This is a genomic window from Pseudidiomarina halophila (genome assembly GCF_003987215.1).
Taxonomy (GTDB): Bacteria; Pseudomonadota; Gammaproteobacteria; order Enterobacterales; family Alteromonadaceae; genus Pseudidiomarina; species Pseudidiomarina halophila.
The window spans coordinates 1-18830 of sequence record NZ_PIPW01000006.1 but is presented as its reverse complement, the minus strand read 5'-3'; the positions used below and the strand labels follow the sequence as shown (position 1 = coordinate 18830).

The window sequence follows — 18830 nt, the reverse complement described above, 5'->3', positions numbered from 1 at the left end:
TCTAAAAACAATGAGGTTGATCCTAATGAATGTTTTTTCCAAAGCTATCAGTGCCAGCTGCGTAACTGCGGCACTGCTGTTAAGCCCACTAAGCTTTGCTGATGATTACGATGCCCCGGTAGCCAAAATTGCTGCAGATGATGTGGTCGTAACTAATCACCGCGCCACCATCAACGGCGAACGCTTCGAATACACAGCGACCACCGGTACGCAACCGGTCTTTAACGACGAGGGTGAGGCTACCGCCGCACTCTTTTTCACTTATTATGAGCGTCAGGATGTGAAAAACCGTGAACAGCGGCCTCTGTTGATTTCATTCAACGGCGGGCCAGGTTCAGCATCGGTATGGATGCACATCGCCTACACCGGGCCAAAATCATTGCGCGTTGACGACGAAGGATTTCCAATTATGCCTTATGGCGTAAAAGATAATCCTCACTCAGTCTTAGATGTGGCGGACATTGTTTTTGTAAACCCGGTCAATACCGGCTATTCACGGGTTTTACCTAATGCTGAAGGCGAAATGCCATCGAAAGAAGAACAAAAGAAAATGTTCTTTGGCGTGAATGCTGACGTTGACTATCTGGCTGACTGGATAAATACCTTTGTTACCCGTCACGAACGCTGGCGTTCGCCGAAATACCTGATCGGTGAAAGCTACGGTACCACCCGGGTTTCAGGCCTGGCGCTGGCATTGCAGAATCGCCAGTGGATGTACCTTAACGGTGTTATTTTAGTGTCACCCACTGAGATCGGCATTGAACGTCAGGGTCCGGTCGAAGCTGCCAACCGTTTGCCATACTTTGCCGCGACGGCGTGGTATCACAAGGCGTTAGGTGATGATTTACAAGGCAAAGATTTAACTGAATTACTGAATGAAGTTGAGTCGTACACCTTAAATACCTATCTGCCAGCACTTGCAAAAGGTGCGAGCCTTACTGAAGGCGAACGTGAGCAAATCGCAGCACAGGTGGCACGCTTTTCTGGTTTAAGTGAGCAAACGGTACTGCGCGCAAACTTAGATATCAGCCCGCGCTTCTTCTGGAAAGAACTGCTGCGTGATCGCGGTCAAACCGTTGGTCGACTGGATTCACGTTATCTTGGTATCGACCGTGACGATGTTGGCGACAGCCCGGATTACAATGCCGAGTTAACCTCATGGTTGCATTCATTCACTCCAGCAATTAACTACTATTTGCGCGAAGAACTTAATTACGTGACCGACGTGAAGTACAACATGTTTGGTCCGGTACACCCGTGGGATCGCAGCAATAACAATACCGGTGAAAACCTGCGTCAGGCGATGGCCCAAAACCCTTATCTCAACGTGTTAGTCCAGTCCGGCTATTACGATGGTGCCACCAATTATTTCGATGCCAAGTACACGACATGGCATCTTGATCCAAGTGGTCGCATGGCTGACCGTATTGATTTTGAAGGCTACCGCAGTGGTCACATGATGTATTTACGCGCCGAGGACTTGGAGTCAGCAAATAACGATGTGCGCGAATTCATCAATACGACGATTCCTGCTGCTGGCGAAGCTGCCAAGTACGAATCCAAATAAGAATAAGATAAAGGTCCTATTATGAAAAAATTAACTACGCTGGCCCTTGCGGTCAGCGTTGCTCTGGCACTACCTGGCCAGGCATTAGCTGAAGAAAACTGGGACGTGCAAGCGCCGCAGGGTGAATTCAAAGACGTTCAGATCAAGGTAACTGAAGGTACCTGGATGAATGTTGATTTAAGCCCGGACGGTAAGTGGATCGTATTCGATTTACTTGGTGACATATACCGGATGCCGGCAAAAGGCGGTGACGCTGAACTGATCGCCGGTGGTATAGCCTGGCAGATGCAACCTGTGTTCTCGCCCGATGGTAAATATATTGCTTACACATCAGATGCCGATGGCGGTGACAACATTTGGGTCATGGACGCTGATGGTAACAACGCCCGTGCTGTAACTAACGAAACGTTTCGGCTGTTAAACAGCCCAGCCTGGAGTCCGGACGGGCAATTCCTGGTGGCGCGTAAGCATTACACGGCGCGTCGTTCACTCGGTGCTGGTGAAGTCTGGATGTACCATGTCAATGGCGGCACGGGTGTGCAGTTAACCGAGCGTCCTAATGATCAGAAAGATCTGGGTGAACCAGCGTTCTCGCCAGACGGCCGTTACATTTATTTCTCGCAGGACGACACGCCTGGAAAGACCTTCCACTACAGCAAAGATTCGCTGGAGGGGATCTACAAGATCAAACGTTTTGATCGCGAAACGGGCGATATCGATGTCCTATTAGGCGGCCCTGGTGGCGCGATTCGACCTACCCCCTCGCCTGATGGCAAGCACCTGGCTTACATAAAGCGCGAAGATTTTAGTAGTGTGTTGTATCTCTATAACCTCGAAACTGGTGCAGAAAGAAAGCTGTATACCCAGCTTGATCGCGACATGCAGGAAACCTGGGCAATTCATGGCGTGTACCCGACCATGGACTGGACCGCAGATAGTGAATCACTGGTGTTCTGGGCCGACGGTAAGATCATGAAGCTTGACGTTGATTCACGTCAGGCACGGGTCATTCCGTTTAGTGTTGAGACCACTAAGAAAGTGCAAACCGCATTACACTTCAAACAAAACCTTGGTGAAGACCAGTTTAAGGTGAAAATGCTGCGCAGTGTTCAGGTCGCGCCTGACGGTGAACAGGTTGTTTATGAAGCTCTCGGGCAACTCTATGAGCGTGCATTACCAAATGGCGAGCCACAGCGCTTAACTGACCGGGCGGGTGCCTGGGAATTGTATCCAGCTTACTCACGCGATGGTCAGCACCTGGTCTATGCGACCTGGGATGATCAGGAGCAGGGCCAGCTTATCGTGCGCAATTTACGTTCAGGTAATGAGCGCGCGCTGCCAACCGGTAAGGGTAAATTCATCGAGCCGGTATTCAGCCCCGACGGCAAGTCCGTGGTCTATCGCAAAGTTAGCGGCGGCTACCTGACGCCGGATACTTATGGTCTTAACCCAGGTGTTTATCATTTGTCGCTGACGGACGGAGCAGAGCCACGGCTGATCAGCGAGACAGGCTATCAACCGCAATTTGGTGCGCGCAATGATCGCGTCTACCTGATGAATTCGGCGGGTGCGCAGCAGCTGCTTTCTGTTGATCTGACCACCAAAGAACAGCGCACGCTTTATACTTCAGAGCATGCAACTGAGTATCGTGTATCACCTGACGGTCAGCATTTAGCTTTTGCTGAACGCTTTAAAGTCTTTGTCACACCGCTGGTTGAGCGCGGTTCGCCAATTACAATTAGCCCGACTGACAAACAGTTCCCCGTTGAACAACTTTCGGTACGGGCAGGTGAAAACATTTCCTGGACCGCGGACGGTCGCAACCTCTATTGGTCGCTGGGACCTGAGCTTTACCATGCCTCAGTTGCGGGGTTATTTACCATTAGCAACGATGACTCCAGTTTCGAAAAAGTCAGCAATGGAACCGATATCAGTTTCGAAGCTGACAGTGCAATTCATGACGAAACCGTAGCCTTTGTCGGCGGCCAGGTGATCACCATGGATGGCGACAAAGTTATCGCTAACGGTGCTGTTGTCATTCGCGGTAATAAAATTATCGCCGTAGGCTCTGCTGATGAGGTGATGATACCCAGCGATGCCGTTGTGGTGGATACCACTGGCAAAACCGTGATGCCGGGTTTGTTTGATGGGCATGCGCACGGTGCCCAGGGTGAATATGAAATCATTCCGGAGCAAAACTGGAATGCCTACGCCAACCTTGCTTTTGGTGTAACAGCTATTCACGATCCGTCGAATGATACCAGCGAGATTTTTACCGCCAGTGAGATGCAAAAAGCGGGGCTTATCGCCGCGCCACGCACGTTCTCAACCGGTACCATTCTTTACGGTGCTAACGGTCCGGGTTATACCTCGCATATTGACAGCCTGGATGATGCTAAATTCCACCTTGAACGTCTGAAGAAAGTCGGTGCCTTCTCGGTCAAAAGCTATAATCAGCCGCGTCGTGATCAACGACAGCAGGTTATCCAAGCGGGTCGAGAGCTGGAAATGATGGTGGTACCGGAAGGTGGTTCATTGTTGCAACACAACTTATCCATGGTTGCTGATGGCCACACCACCATTGAACACTCAATTCCAGTTGCTGAAATCTATAACGACATAGAGCAGTTCTGGAGACAGACGGACGTTTATTACACGCCGACGTTAGGTGTCGCTTACGGAGGTATATGGGGTGAGAATTACTGGTATGCTAAGACCGACGTATGGAAGCACCCTAAACTATCGAAATTTGTGCCGCAGGATAATCTTGTCGGTAAAGCAATGCGTCGTGAAAAAGCACCAGACCATCATTACAACCACATCAATAACGCAGAAGTTGCTAAACGTTTAACGGATGCGGGGGTCAAGGTTGTCGCTGGCGCACATGGACAGCGTGAAGGTCTTGCCCAGCATTGGGAGATCTGGATGATGGCGCAAGGTGGCATGACGCCGCTGGAAGCGTTAGCAACCTCGACCATTAATCCAGCAATGGAATTTGGTATGGATCATCTTATTGGTTCAATCGAGGAAGGTAAGCTGGCGGATATTATCGTCATCGACGGTAACCCGTTGGAGGATATTCGGGTCACGGACCGCGTAACCCATACCATGGTCAATGGTCGCCTGTATGATGCAACCACAATGAACCAGCTGGTACCCGAGGCTGCGCCCCGTGCACCGTTCTTCTGGGAATAGACTAAGGTCGTAAGCTGAAGTTAATAACTACAGCTGTATCTTTAGCTGAAGCCCGTTATAATCCCGCTATATTCGTATAGCGGGATTTATTTTTTCTATGAATAATATTAAAGACATTGACCTGAACTTATTGGTCTACTTAGATGTGTTGTTGCGCGAACGCAATGTGACTAAAGCCGCAGCCCAGCTGAATATTACCCAACCGGCCATGAGCAATGGCTTAAAGCGCCTGCGCAGTCTGTTAAATGATCCAATTCTGGTGCGCACCAGTGAAGGTATGATCCCAACTGAAACCGCGAAAAGAATGCAGGAGCCGGTACGCCAGATTCTGTATTCCGTAGAGGAAATGGTGCAACCTGCGCGTGAGTTCGAGGCCGCGACTACTGATCGGGTGTTTCGGATAATGGCCTCTGACTACGCAGCATCAACGCTGATGCCCAAGCTGCTCGCGAGTTTAAAAGCGCAGGCACCAATGGTAACTCTGGATATCATGACGCCCAGCGATATCAGTTTTCATGATGTGGAAAATGGCAAGGTCGACATCGCCATCAACCGCTTCGAAAAACTCCCGCAGTCCTTCCATCAAAAGGCATTATGGGAGGACGATTTTTCCTGCCTGATGCGCAACGATCACCCGCTGCTTGAAGACTATTCTCTGGCGAATTATCTCAAGGCTGAGCACGTATGGGTCAGTAAAACCGGTTTCGGGGTAGGTGTGGGTATGGATCCCCATGACGCGCAAAAACTGGGGTGGGTGGATGAAGCCTTAGCAAATCTGGGACATAAACGCGATATTCGGGTGTTTACCCGCAACTATCACGTCGCGATGCACTTAGCTCGTCAGGGGTTGATTGCGACGCTGCCAACGCGGGCAGCGAAACTTTACCAGGATGACGAAGAGCTCACTATGCGCAAGCCTCCGTTTAAAATTCCGAATCTTGATCTGACTATGATCTGGAGCCCGCTGCTGCAACATGATGCGGGACACCGCTGGTTCCGCCAACTGGTGGCGGAAACCGCAGAAAATCCTTAACCGAAGACCGAAAAAAGCTGATCGTTTAACCACAGGTGGGCGAAGATACTGGCAATAAATCCCACTGCAATTGCCGGTGCCCACTTGAGGTGGCTGGCGAAGGTATAATAGCCACGCGCCTGTCCCATAAGTGCGACACCCGCTGCCGAGCCGATCGATAACAAGCTGCCACCGGTACCGGCGGTTAGGGTGATCAGCAGCCATTGACCATGTGACATATCGGGCTGCATGGAAAGCACAGCAAACATCACCGGGATGTTGTCAATGATGGCCGACATGACTCCTAGTGCAACGTTGGCATAGGTAGGCGACCATTGCGTATAAAGCGTGTCAGAGAGCAAGTGCAGATAGCCCAGGAAGCCTAAGCCGCCAACACACATAACGATACCGTAGAAAAACAATAAGGTATCCCATTCTGCCCGTTGCACCCGACTGAAAACATCGAAAGGCACGACACTCCCCAAGCGCTTTAACCGCTCCATGTCGCCGGCACGCTCAGCCATTGCCCGCTTGCGCGCTAAAGAGCCCGGCAGGGTCATGCGCAAGTAGTAGCCGAAAAACTGCAAGTAGCCCAACCCCATCATCATGCCCAGTACCGGCGGTAAGTGCAGGAACATATGGCAAGACACTGCAGTCGCAATGGTAAGCAGGAAAAGTGCAGTAATGCGCAGCGCACCGCGTTTTAATTCAACCTCTTCGTAGACCGCTTGTGGTTTTTTGTTATCAATGAAGAAGTTCATGATTAAAGCAGGGATTACGTAATTCAGTACCGATGGAATAAAGAGGACGAAAAACTCATGGAATTTGACGATACCCGCTTGCCAGACCATCAGGGTAGTAATGTCACCAAAGGGACTGAATGCGCCGCCGGCATTTGCCGCGACAACAATACTGACACATGACATACCGATGAATTTTTTATCACCGTCAGCAACCTTCATTACCACGGCACACATCAGCAAGGCAGTGGTGAGGTTGTCAGCAATTGGGGAGATAAAAAATGCCAGGAATCCCGAAATCCAGAACAACTGACGGTAGGTGAAGCCTTTCTTTACTAACCAGGAACGCAAGGCGTCGAACAGACGGCGCTCTTCCAGCGCGTTGATATAGGTCATCGCCACCAGCAGGAACAACATCAGCTCAGCAAATTCAAGCAGGTTGTGCCTGAAGGCATCTTCGGCCGCGCCGGGGAAGCCCTGGTCGACATAAACCCAGCCAATCATTATCCAAATCAAGCCGGCAGCAACAAGCACAGGTTTTGATTTGCGCATGTGCAGCCGCTCTTCGCCCATCACCAAAATATATGCGGCGGTAAAAATTACCAAGGCGATGATGCCGACTGTTGAGCTGGTTAAATCTAAGGAGCCTGAAGCAGCCATAGCAGAGGGACTAACAAAAAGTAACGCGAGAGCAACAAGAAGCAGTTTCCACATGTGTCGATTTCCTTGCACACAAAGGTTCTTAGGTAGGTTTGCGTGCGCATACTACCATAGAATCCGCGGGCTGCAGCTGCGCGATCAGGATATTAACAAGGGAATAAAGAGATACCTAAAACATGGTAGCGCAGGATTTGCGCTACGCGTTTGTTTTTTCGTGTTTTTTGACGGTCTTATGCAGCACTTTCCGGTAAAGGCTGCGGGGCAAAAACCGCTTCATGTACCAGGCAAAACGGCCCTGGCGGTGGGGAAGCGTATAACTTTGTTTACGTTCGATAGTGCGCATGATGCTTTTGGCGATATCTGTGGCATTGAGCTTGCTTGATGCCATGAGCTTTTCAAGTTTCGCATCCATTCCCTCAATATTAGAGCGCATACCTTTACCAAGGTTGGTCTTAAAGAATGAAGGGCATGCAACGGCAACGTGAATGTTATCGGCGGCAAGTTCATTCTGCAATGTTTCTGATAAGCTGACGACCGCAGCCTTAGTGGCATTGTAAGCGCTCATATTAGGCACATCGAGCAAGCCTGCCATTGATGCGACATTGATAATGTGACCGCCACCCTGTTGCTTTAACAACGGAATGAACACCTTGCAACCCCTGACTACACCTAACAGGTTAATGTCGATAATCCATTGCCAGTCGCTGATACTGGTGTCCGTTAGTTTGCCTACCTGGGCAACCCCAGCGTTGTTAACCACAATATCCACACCTTGCCAGCGTTCGGTCAGGGCTTGTGCAACCTGCTCGAGATCAGCAATACGGGTAACATCACATGGGATAAAAAAGCTATCCGCCTGCAAGCGCTGGAGACTGCCGATAACGGCTGCACCACGCTCCTCATCACGATCGACGATACAAACCCGCCAACCGGCTTTCGCCGCCAGTTGAGCTAAGGCAAATCCAAGGCCACTGGCGCCGCCAGTGATGACGATACGTTTATGATGCATAGGTGTACTCTTTACAGGGTTTCGATAGAGACGCGGTTACGCCCGGAATCTTTACTTTGATACAGTAATTTATCGGCCTGAGCAACCAGACGACGGAAGCTGCCGCCGGAGAAATTATGACGCACTTCGATAATGCCCATACTCATACTCAGCGGGATAACCTGCCCGTTTACCTGACAGTAGGTAGCTAAAGCGTCCTGAAAGCTTTCTGCGAGTTTTCGCAGATCGTCGACTTCGCTGACAAAGACAGCAAACTCTTCACCACCATAGCGACCGGCGAGCCCGCCAATACGTTCGAAGTGGTCTTTTAGCAAAACGCCGACGCTCCGGATACATTCATCACCGACCGGGTGACCCATAGTATCGTTAATGCGTTTAAAGTGGTCGATGTCCATTAGAATCAGTGCGACATGCTTACGCGTGGCCATAGCCTCGTGAAAACGCTGCTCAGCAAGATCATCAAAGGTGCGGCGATTTAATAGCTCGGTCAAGCCATCTTCGCGCGCTAACTTCTGTAGTTTTGCGTTTAAGATTTCCAGGTCTGCAGTTTTCTCCTGAACCTGGCTCTGGAGCTGGCGATTGAAATTCACCATGAGTTTGCGGGCCGAGATAAGGCTATCAGCTATGGTTCGCACTTCCTGGCTCATTTCCGACTGCTCAATGTCCAACGGCATGTTGGTATCTTGATTCAGTTGTTCTGCCAGGCTTTCCAGCGGCCGGGTAATTTCACCGGCAAACCGGCGGGTCACAAGAGCAAAAAGTCCCGCGATAAGGATTAGGAAAATGACCAGAATCACCAGATTTTCGGTAAACAGTTCAGTCAGCTCGTCGGGGCTGGAAAAAACATAGATGTTCCAGCCAAAACTATTAAGCCGCTCGGTATAAAGCAGATCACGGCCTTCAAGCCGGGTGAGTGGGAGATTTTGGGTGTAAAGGTTAAGCAGATTTCGCGGCGTAAAATTGGCTAAGGTAACTAAGTCTAATTCTTCTGAAGCGAAGATCACCTGGTTATCATCGTCGGTGACAACCACAGACTGATAGCGAGGGTCGATATCGGTACGGCGAACCAGTCGGGTTAACTCCGGAACGTCAAGGGAGCCTTCGACAATACCGGTAAACTCTCCATTGGCGAGTAAGGGTTCGCTAATTGCAATAATTGGCTGGGTACCAAACCCACGACCGCGAAAGGCACTGGAAACAAAGCCAGTTAACGTCTCTTTCGGAACGCGGAAATAATTTCTGTCATCAACGTCAGGGAGAGTTGGATATTGGCTTAGTACCTCACCAAAATGCTGTGACGGAACACCGTGTAAGATGCGTCCGTCGGCATCTGCCCGTAACATAGAAACAAAACTCGGGTAGTTGCGTTGGGTCAGTTCCATGAGCTCAAGCTGTTCATCATAGCTGCTCAGGCTTTGCATGCTATCGCGGAGATTGCGGACAGCCACCACATAGTCACTGACAAAATCCTCGGTGACCTCGCGCAGACTATTGGCTTTTGCGGCTATGTCAGAAACGATTTGTTGCTCGACCTGCTGTGCCGATCGCACCGTATAGAGAAAAGAAAATGACAATGAGCTGATAATAATACATAAAAAACTTAGGTAAAAAATTCGACCTGTCAGTGAGTCCGATACTGGGCGCATTGGCACTGTTCGCCAGCTTCTGGGCACCAGCTGGAACAGCAGAATCGCCAACGCAGTATAGAGCAAACCATTGAGAATCAATTTCGCTAGGATCAGAATCAGAAAGTTAGTTGGTATATCAATAATGGTTGGCAGGTAAAGATAAGACGCAGGAAGACCAAACATCACCCAGTAAATCAGATCTGCCAGCAAAATCGGGACGTTCCGCCGGAACAGGAAATAGACAGCGACAACTTCGGAGACCAATGTGACGAAGAAAAAGATGTTATCAGTATATAAATAAACTGCTGCTGACGCCATCAAAGCGGCAACCAGCGCCGCGAAAAGACCGCGGGTAAACAGCGCCAGGAATACGAACATCTGGCCAAACAAAAGCGTAACTGAGCCATAAATCTCAAACGCTAAAAAATAGTTCGTGATGCCCGCTACTGCGCCGTAGCCAAGGCCCCATGAAAAATTTGTAAGGTGATGATTTATGCTGGTATTCGGCATTAAATTAGTCGCTCGAATCATTCTTCTGCAAGGTAAGTTCCGAGATTAGCACAGATTAGCAACATGGGTAGCCACTAATTTCTCCTGTCATTTGATAAAAAACTTAATGAAGCCGTGACTTTCGAGGTACGCAAAAATCAAGTCGAGATTGGTCAACAACTGTCTACATAACAGTCACGGATGAACCTGTAAGATGCTATAACGACCTTTTACTGTACAAATAATGGTCTATAGTCAGCCATCAGGGCAAGATGCCTTTGCGGTAAAGAAGGGATGTTCTAAGCCTGTTTTTTCAGGAGGAAAAACAATGAAGAAATTTTATTTACTCACAACTTTAGTTTTTAGCTTTGCGCTCTTTGCCAGTCCAACGGTTAGCGCTGATGATCACGAAGAGAACAGCTTTTATCTTTCGATTTCAGAATTGTCAGTCAAATTGGGTCATACTGACGCATTTATGGAAGGTGTAAAAGCGGTAAGAGCATGTTACCAAGAGGCTGGCAGTAAAGAACCCTGGTCAATCTGGCATCGTGTTCAAGGGCCGGGCACTGTATTTGTAGTAACCAGTACCTATAAGAACTGGCAGGGATTTTTCGCGGAAAACGAAGTCGGGGAGACGTGCCGTTCCGTAGTGCATGATGAAATTGTTCCCCACATCGATTCGACTTATCATCAAATGGCAAGCTTTATGCCCGACTGGAGTAATATCGAAAGCCCCTCAGGCAATTTCGTTGCTGTATTTAACTTCAAGGTTAGCGACTATGAGCTATTTGAGGCTACGGTGACTGCTGTTGAAGAAGGGCTCAAAGATGATGGAGGTCCCGGCGCAGCCTGGTATTACGTCGTGGGCGGCCGCGATCAGGCGGACTTCTTTGTAGTTGAATATTTTGCCGACCCGGCAGCGTTAGATGCCGATGATCCAGGTGTATGGAAGCGTCTCGAAGCCGCTGTCGGAAAAGAAAAGGCCGATAAATTGCGGCATGATTTTAGAGCGTCCGTCAGTGAATGGTGGTCGTATATGTATGCTCTACATGAGGACTTAAGCTACACCCCAAGCACATCGAAGTAAGTGTCACTTGCGAGACTGGCCCCCAGTCTCGCAAACCCCCTCACGCGGTACAAGTCTGGTACAACGCCTAAACGAAAAAAGCCCCGCACATGAGTGCGAGGCCTTTAGAATAATGGTGCCCAGAGGCGGAATCGAACCACCGACACGAGGATTTTCAATTAGTTATGAGATTAGTTACTAATTTTCAATAATTAACAAAATCAACCAGTTGCGGCGTTTTACTTCTTTCATTCTTACGGTCAAATAGGCTGGTTTACGCCTGTTTTGGTACAAATTTGGCACAGTATTTAGTCCGGAAGAGAAAGGATATAGTCTTAGTCTTCCCCTAAACAATGTGGACAAAAAATTAGATGCGATAGTTTTGATTTCGTACCGCTCGTTAGAATACTGGTGAGGTTTATTTAGTCGTTTTTGGCGGTATAACTCATCTGATACAGCTCAGACTCTTCAATTTTTGTTATGGCATCCACCAAGGCTTTTGGATGAGTTCGCTTTTCCATATTGAAAGCAGTGATCATTAGAAAAGCCATATCTTGAGATTTATCAATTTCACATCCTAAGCTCTCAAAATGCTTTTTAATCCAGCCAAGGTTAGAAGGGGTTCCGTTAAACAAGGTTGAATAGTAGATAAGATTAGCTAAGAAATTTAAGTCCGGTCCCTGCTGCTTTGGGTCTAACTGCCGAGTAAATTTTTGCGCGAACTCTTTATCGAGTTGATTGTATAACTTGCGAACGAGGTTCCTGTTTATCCGCAACTCGTCGGCTTGTTCGACGACTCGTCGTATTTCACCAGTGAATAGGCGGTAGAACACTAACAGGAAAGCGCAAATGGCTAAAATTATCCATATAGTCACAGACATCTCTCCAAATAAAATTTAGAACTTGTTTCTTTCAACATCCTATTAACCTAGCCTAATTAAATTCAGAATCCAATAACTATCGGAGGTTTACTCTTAGCTTCGACCATAGATTAACAGACCAAATGATAAGTTTAGATCATTGTACTCAAAATATATCTTTTAGGAGGGTCCAGATTTTTGGTTGACTAAAACGTGGAACTATGTGAATAGTTTGTTACGCATGTCTTTTTGGGCATGAACTGATGTCACCAATAGCTGATATATTTTTTGATTTGTGGAAAACGACATTGCTGCAAACTTAGATGGAGTAATCGGCGCGAAGGAGAATTCAATGAAAAGTTTAGCTCTCGCAATAATTACTATATTAATTGTATTTATTAATGTTAACGCAGAAGCGCATAGCGGGCGTACCAACGCAGCTGGGTGTCATACCAACAACAAAACTGGAAACTATCACTGCCACAACGCTAAAACTCCTACCACAACAACATATTGTCATGTTTTTAACGGCACTTCTCGTTGTGGTTACGCTTATTCTAGTTGCCAGGCGCTAGTCCGTAAGCATGGTGGATACTGTACTGAGTCATAATGTAGCGTTCAAAAAAACCGCGAGCCTTTTTAGTCACAATTCATCGGACTTTCCCAGTGACCGTCTATCGATAAATTGATGCGGTCGTTCCCAGTTGTCATAATTCATCAGGACGATCTTTCTGTTTTTAAACGAGTATTTAGCACTGATGGTTAATTTGACTTAAAGGAGAATATAATGAAATGGAAGCGTACATTCGGAACACTCATCCTATTACCGCTTTTAGCATCGTGTGTCGAGCAACACGAGGAGAAAATTAATGCTTGCCATGAGCGTGTGCATCAGCGAGCGAAGAACACTGCAGAGATAGTTACAACGGAAGTAAAAGAAGATAAATGGAAGGTAATTGTTCGTGGAAAAGTCAAATACCAAAATGGCTTTGGCGCGTGGGTAAATTATAAATACGTTTGTACAGTATTCAGTGACAACAGCGTTCCATTTTTTGAAGTTACCGAGGGTTGGTGATAGGACTGTGTACTTCCCTTAAGATGAGACAAGTAACTGACGTTGCGAGGTTTTAACTCTTAGAGAGTTAATGCGGAATTGCATTCAACTAGCGCTGTAAACTTTAATGTTAATTATATTAACTGAGAGCGTTTTCTTATTCTTCGACCAAATTAATGATTTCTAGCAGGGAGGAAACAATGAAATACGTTTATTTAACGTTGAACTGGATATTTGGTTTAGTGTTTTTATTCTTGGGTGTGTTGATGTTATTCAATGAGCCAATAATGGGTCTATTTTTTCTCGTTGCTTCAAGCCTTTTACTCCCCCCGATTAGGGGCTTTGTGAACTCAAAAACTAATTATTCATTAAGTGCTAAGCATCGCGCAATATCCGTCACTGCGGCAATTTTACTAGCATTAGTTTCTCCAACGTTTACAGGCAGTACTGTGCCTGGACCATCGGTTCCCGACAACAGAACTGACTCAAATTCCGAACTGCTTGCCCTTCGCGCAGAACAAGCGCAGTATTTCCGCGACAATCGAGACACGGTTATATCGATGATTAAAAACTCATTAGCAAGGGATGATTTCGAGAACGCAGCAGCAGAGTCCAATAAATATCTGCATACCGATGATGCTGAACTTGCAGCCCTCAATCATACTGCGAGAGAGTTATTAGCAGAAAAGCGCAAACAAGCACTTATAGGAGAAAAGATCGCGCGTTTAAAAGACTTACCCGTAGAAAACTTTAGAGAGAACCATAAGCTTTACCAAGAACTCACCGAGTTGGTTCCCGGAAATGCTGAGTATATCAATAAACGTGACTTTTATGCTTCCAAAATCAAAGAAGAAGAATCACACATAGCTGCTACTGAAGCGCGGCAAGAACGTATTCGTAAGCAATTCAGTGCATGGGATGGTGCGCATTACGGCCTTGAAAAAGTGATTAAAAAGGCAATGCATAATCCAGATAGCTATGAACACGTTGAAACAAAGTTTGGCGATCGCGGGGACCATCTGATTGTTCAGACTGTCTACCGTGGTAGTAACGCCTTCGGTGGCATCGTGACTAATTCAGTTACGGCGAAAGTGAGCCTAAATGGAACTGTGTTGGAGATTATCGAAGAATGACTACTGGTTTAGCTAACTAAAGAAACGACAAGTAACGCATGGATTTTCGATGAAAAAACTAATGATCTTAATTGTATTGAGCATCCTGCCATTTAATACAGGAGCAGAGGAAGCTGATGGAAAGCTTCAGACGTTTCTTTCAGAATGCGCAGACAATATAGCTGAAAGTTGTTTAGTTGTAGGGTACATCTACCAAAATGGAACAGGCGCAGTAAAACAAAACCCCTCCAGAGCGATCGAGTATTACACCAAAGCCTGCTCGCTTGATAGCGGAGAAGGCTGTGCATCTGCAGGGTATGCCTACCAACTAGGAGAAAGTGAAGGTGGTGTTAAGCGAGATGATTTTAAAGCAGTCGAGTATCACGCCAAAGCCTGTTCGCTTGATTACGGAGATGGCTGTGCATCTGCAGGGTATGCCTTACAACGAGGAGAAGGTGTTAAGCAAGATGCTTTTAAAGCAGTCGAGTATTACACCAAAGCCTGCTCGCTTGATAGCGGAGATGGCTGCGCATATGCAGCGTATGCCTATCAACTCGGAGAAGGTATTAAGCAAGATGATTTTAAAGCAGTCGAACATTACGCCAAAGCCTGCTCGCTTGATAGCGGTTTAGGATGCTTAGGGTTGGGTATCCGATATTACATCGGCGAAGGAGTTAGACTAAATATTAGTAAAGCACTTGAATATATAGGAAAGGCCTGCGACTTGAAAAATGCCGAAGGTTGCAAATTGTACGCATCGATAAAAGAAGAACAATCTGAAGGGTAGGTTTACAAACGAATGTTTGAACCAGTACTAGTTCCGAACTCTGGAGGAAGGTCGATACGACGCTGAGCAGTGGTAGCGTCACTACACCGAAGAACAACCGCACAGTTCACTGAATTATTTACCGCCAGTTGAGTACGCAAAACAATAATGACGGTCCCCCAATAAAAAGATCCACAAGGACGATGAATTTGGGCATGATTGACAGGAATTGCAGGAGCTTGGCGGTTGGGCAACATTTGAGATGGTGCTTAGGTATGCACACCTAGCAAAAGGTCAGCTGAAACGTGTGGCGAACAACGTGGGCGGTACAATTGGTACAAATCTGGTACAAAGCCGGAAAGTAAAAAGCCCCGCGGTTTCCAGCGAGGCTTTCGGAATAATGGTGCCCAGAGGCGGAATCGAACCACCGACACGAGGATTTTTAATTAGTTATGACATTAGTTGGTAATCATCAATAGTTAATGAAAACAACCAGTTGCGGCGTTTTACTGTTCTCATATTTACGGTCAAATTGGTACATTTGGGCTTGTTTTGGTACAAATTTGGTACAACGTTCGTTACGCTCCAGCTCTATTGAACCGCTATTGCTTTATATTACTGTCATCATATAGTGTGTATTAATAATCAAGTTTCAATTGTCGTCTTCGGCTAATTAGTCGAAAAGCATCAAATTGCTTCCCGATGATATTTAATAACATACGTAGGATAATAAGCATGCTATTGGAGCCCCTCAACCCAGATATTCGGTCGGTTTTAGCGCAACTTGAAGATGAAATCGATTTAGATCCAGAGTTCCAACGGGGCGATGTGTGGAACGTAAAAAAGCAGCAGTTGCTAATCGATACCATTATGCGTAACTGGAAGATTCCACCTATTTTTTTGATTCTGAATGAGAATACCTTTCAAAAAGAGGTTTTGGACGGCCATCAGCGGTTGAGAGCTATTCAAAGCTTTTATTACGATAAGATAAAGTTCAACGGTGAGTTAGAGCCATTTGATTCAGAATTGAGAAAGTTAAATGGTATGACATTTAGCCAGCTTCCCAAAGAGTTTCAGCTTCGTTTTTTGAGGTTCTCGCTCACATTTTATGAAATACGCGATTACAACGAAAGTGAACCGTTCGAGCTCTTTTACCGATTAAATCAGAATGCTCAATTAACTTCAGCGGAGCGAAGAAATACTTTTTTTGGACGACCAAGGAGTACGACAAAAGAGTTAGTCGAACAAATGGACAGGCAAGGTTTTAAATCTGAGACGATAGGTTTCAACAATACGAGGCTAGCGTACCACGATGTTATTGCGCGTTTGTTAATAACACTAGAGCGCTCCAGTTTATCAAAGAAGCTAAACGATTCATAGATCACCGCAAGATATCGTAAAAAAGATGACTTCCCCGAGAAGATTGTAAAGGCTGCTAATTTTTCTTTAGTGAAACTGGAAGAAGCCATTAAGGAGATTGGCAAAGTAAAATTAAATAAACCTTCATTATTTTCAATACTCTTAGTCATAGCCTCTCTTAAATATGATTTTGAAAGTGATAGGCTTGTAAATGTTTTAGATGACTTTAGAGAAAATGTTGCTCGGGCGAAGACAAAGCAATCATCAGGAGATACCTTAAAAGACTATCTCTATCAGGAGTACTTACTGAGGACAAGTTCTGCGGTGAACGATGTTAAATCGGTCGTATACAGAAACTTTTTCTTCCTATACTTACTAAATGAAAAAGGGTTACTCGACCCAGGCTTGAGGTCAAAAGTAGAGCAAGCTGCATCGTCTCTGAGAGAAACTGTATGACCTTTCCCCTGAAATAACACCACATTTTCAATGAGATTTCAGTTTTTATGCCACCTGTTTTGCGTACTCAACTGGCGGTAAATAATTCAATGAACTGTGTGGGCGTTCTTCGTTGTAATGCCGCTGCCACTGTTCAATGTCGTAACGAGCTTCATCCAAAGTTCTGAACCAGTGCTGATTCAAGCATTCGTTTCTAAACTTGCCGTTGAGGCTTTCCACAAAAGCATTCTGAGTTGGCTTACCTGGCTGAATGAAGCTCAAGCGAACGCCTGTGGTTTTGCTCCAGAAGAACATCGCCTTGCTGGTAAACTCGGTACCGTTGTCGCAGACAATTGAGTCCGGTCGGTCACGAGTCTCGATGATTTGCGATAAAAATCGCGCCACTTGTTGTCCTGAGATCGATACCGAGATCAACTGACCAACAATTTCGCGGCTAAAGTCATCAACAATATTCAGAACCCGAAAGCGACGCCCGTTAGCTAATTGGTCGGAAACAAAATCCATCGACCAGCGTTGATTCACCGCTGTTGGCGCATCCATGACAACGCGTGGGCGTGTGAGCTTCTTGCGCTTCTTTGTGCGCACTTGGAGGCCTTGCTCCGTGTATAAACGATACGTCCGCTTCTTGTTTTTAACTAATCCCTCGCGCTTCAGAAGGCCGTGCAGCATCAAGTACCCGTACCGCGGATACTCGATTGCAAGCTCCTTTAAACGAGCCGTAACAGGCTCATCTTGGCGCTTTTTAGGCTGATATCGATAAGCCGTTCGACTCAGCCCGACCAACTTGCACGCAAGGCGCTCACTAAGCTTAAAGGTGGTTACTAAGTGCGTAACCACACGCTTTTTGCTGGCGGGCTTTACCACTTTTTTGAGACGACGTCCTTCAAGGCTTCCGTCTCAAGCATTTTCTCCGCGAGGAGCTTCTTCAGCTTGGTGTTTTCAGCTTCAAGCTCGCGTAGGCGCTTCGCTTCGTTGACTTCCATACCAGTGTACTTACTGCGCCAGTTATAAAAAGTGCCGTTCGAAATACCTAGGCGACGGCAAATGTCTTCAACCTTGGCACCAGCCTCATGCTCTTTGATGGCCTTGATGATTTGTTCTTCGCTGTAACGTTTTTTCATATTGAGATCTCCACTTGACCCATTTTAATGGAAATCTCATTGATGTCATGGTTCTATTCTTGGGGGAGAGGTCATGTAGAGGGTAATTTAGATATCGACTTATTCCATCAGTATCTTCTAGAAATAAGAATGGGTGAGCTATGAGTTTACCCAAGCAGGCTTCTCTAAACGATATGTTTCGGCGTTTGCAAAACCAACCATCGCAAGAAGGCTCTATAAACTGCATCAGTTGCGTAAATGGAACATGGAGTACTGATTTAAAAAACTTTACTCTTGTAGTTGGTTATAACGGTTCAGGTAAGACCCGATTGCTAAAGGCACTAGATGATAAAGGAGGTGAGGGGCTTTTAATACAAAACCTAAGAACTATTGGGCAATCTAAGTATATCAATCCAACCGAAATCGTATCTCAATTGTATGATAACCATAGCAAGTTAGCTGGAATGTTTGGAACTGATGTTAACGACTTTTTTGAACAGTACGAAGAGTTAGTATTAGACGATTACTATCAAACTATATTAATTCAAATTCTTGGGACAGAAGTAGATCGAATTGAGCGTTATGAGATCGATGCTCCCAGTCTTATTTCCTCGGGTGATTCTGAAGTAGTGGACTTCCCAGCTTTCACTAGACAGTCTGTAGATTTTCAAAGTACGCCTTTTCAAAGTTAGCTGGCGATACGCCGCCTGTATGAGAATGACGTTTTTTTGGATTGTAAAACATCTCGATAAAATTA

At 46.5% G+C, this 18830-nt stretch carries 15 protein-coding genes and 1 pseudogene; 11 read left to right on the top strand and 5 right to left on the bottom strand.

Annotated features, from left to right (window positions below; all coding sequences use genetic code 11):
* The first annotated feature begins 25 nt into the window (after window positions 1-25).
* The 3 genes from CWI69_RS12070 to CWI69_RS12060 all read left to right on the top strand — a co-directional run bounded on the left by CWI69_RS12070 (window position 26) and on the right by CWI69_RS12060 (window position 5795).
* Complete coding sequence (locus CWI69_RS12070) at window positions 26-1567, top strand: S10 family peptidase (protein WP_377094605.1); 1542 nt, start codon at window positions 26-28, stop codon at window positions 1565-1567.
* Window positions 1568-1588: 21 nt separating this feature from the next.
* Complete coding sequence (locus CWI69_RS12065; RefSeq protein WP_126764587.1) at window positions 1589-4762, top strand: amidohydrolase family protein; 3174 nt, start codon at window positions 1589-1591, stop codon at window positions 4760-4762.
* Between the two features lie 97 nt (window positions 4763-4859).
* Complete coding sequence (locus CWI69_RS12060) at window positions 4860-5795, top strand: LysR family transcriptional regulator (RefSeq protein WP_126764586.1); 936 nt, start codon at window positions 4860-4862, stop codon at window positions 5793-5795.
* Here CWI69_RS12060 and nhaD read toward each other — a convergent pair.
* The 3 genes from nhaD to CWI69_RS12045 form a co-directional block, all read right to left on the bottom strand.
* Window positions 5792-7228 (bottom strand): sodium:proton antiporter NhaD, encoded by a 1437-nt coding sequence (gene nhaD / locus CWI69_RS12055; protein ID WP_126764585.1) that lies wholly within the window; start codon window positions 7226-7228, stop codon window positions 5792-5794. The two genes, CWI69_RS12060 and nhaD, sit on opposite strands and share 4 nt — an antisense overlap.
* Window positions 7229-7370: 142 nt before the next feature.
* Window positions 7371-8183, bottom strand: coding sequence for an SDR family oxidoreductase (locus tag CWI69_RS12050; RefSeq protein WP_126764584.1), 813 nt, complete (start codon window positions 8181-8183; stop codon window positions 7371-7373).
* An 11-nt stretch (window positions 8184-8194) separates the two neighbouring features.
* Window positions 8195-10342, bottom strand: coding sequence for a sensor domain-containing diguanylate cyclase (locus CWI69_RS12045; protein WP_126764583.1), 2148 nt, complete (start codon window positions 10340-10342; stop codon window positions 8195-8197).
* A gap of 286 nt (window positions 10343-10628) precedes the next feature.
* On the opposite strand from CWI69_RS12045, the gene CWI69_RS12040 reads away from it, so the two are divergent.
* Window positions 10629-11387 carry a hypothetical protein gene (locus CWI69_RS12040; RefSeq protein ID WP_126764582.1) on the top strand — a complete coding sequence of 253 codons (759 nt, stop codon included), beginning with the start codon at window positions 10629-10631 and terminating at the stop codon, window positions 11385-11387.
* 401 nt (window positions 11388-11788) lie between these two features.
* On the opposite strand, the gene CWI69_RS12035 is transcribed toward CWI69_RS12040, so the two are convergent.
* Window positions 11789-12241: a hypothetical protein gene (locus tag CWI69_RS12035; protein WP_126764581.1), complete on the bottom strand. Its 453-nt coding sequence runs from the start codon at window positions 12239-12241 to the stop codon at window positions 11789-11791.
* A 337-nt stretch (window positions 12242-12578) separates the two neighbouring features.
* Between CWI69_RS12035 and CWI69_RS12400 the strand changes: the two genes are divergently transcribed.
* From CWI69_RS12400 to CWI69_RS12010, 6 genes and pseudogenes are all read left to right on the top strand, one after another.
* Window positions 12579-12836, top strand: coding sequence for a YHYH domain-containing protein (locus CWI69_RS12400; RefSeq protein ID WP_126764580.1), 258 nt, complete (start codon window positions 12579-12581; stop codon window positions 12834-12836).
* Between the two features lie 177 nt (window positions 12837-13013).
* Window positions 13014-13301 (top strand): hypothetical protein, encoded by a 288-nt coding sequence (locus tag CWI69_RS12025; RefSeq protein ID WP_126764579.1) that lies wholly within the window; start codon window positions 13014-13016, stop codon window positions 13299-13301.
* A gap of 179 nt (window positions 13302-13480) precedes the next feature.
* The gene (locus CWI69_RS12020) at window positions 13481-14413 is read left to right on the top strand and encodes a hypothetical protein (RefSeq protein WP_126764578.1); all 933 of its coding nucleotides are present in this window, start codon (window positions 13481-13483) and stop codon (window positions 14411-14413) included.
* Between the two features lie 49 nt (window positions 14414-14462).
* On the top strand, window positions 14463-15179 hold the full coding sequence (locus CWI69_RS12015; protein WP_126764577.1) for a tetratricopeptide repeat protein: 717 nt from the start codon (window positions 14463-14465) through the stop codon (window positions 15177-15179).
* Window positions 15166-15327 (top strand): annotated as a pseudogene (locus CWI69_RS12395) (integrase core domain-containing protein); the annotation flags it as partial. The gene CWI69_RS12015 and the pseudogene CWI69_RS12395, both read left to right, overlap by 14 nt.
* Before the next feature lie 566 nt (window positions 15328-15893).
* Window positions 15894-16538, top strand: a complete 645-nt coding sequence (locus CWI69_RS12010) for a DUF262 domain-containing protein (protein WP_157984278.1) — start codon at window positions 15894-15896, stop codon at window positions 16536-16538.
* 480 nt (window positions 16539-17018) lie between these two features.
* Here the strand turns inward: CWI69_RS12010 and CWI69_RS12000 are convergent.
* A protein-coding gene (locus CWI69_RS12000) for an IS3 family transposase (protein WP_126764574.1) occupies window positions 17019-18094 on the bottom strand; the annotation gives its coding sequence in 2 pieces (ribosomal slippage) (window positions 17019-17845 and window positions 17845-18094; 1077 coding nt in all).
* Window positions 18095-18234: 140 nt separating this feature from the next.
* On the opposite strand from CWI69_RS12000, the gene CWI69_RS11995 reads away from it, so the two are divergent.
* The gene (locus CWI69_RS11995; protein WP_126764573.1) at window positions 18235-18765 is read left to right on the top strand and encodes a tRNA 2-selenouridine(34) synthase MnmH; all 531 of its coding nucleotides are present in this window, start codon (window positions 18235-18237) and stop codon (window positions 18763-18765) included.
* The last annotated feature ends 65 nt before the right edge of the window (window positions 18766-18830 follow it).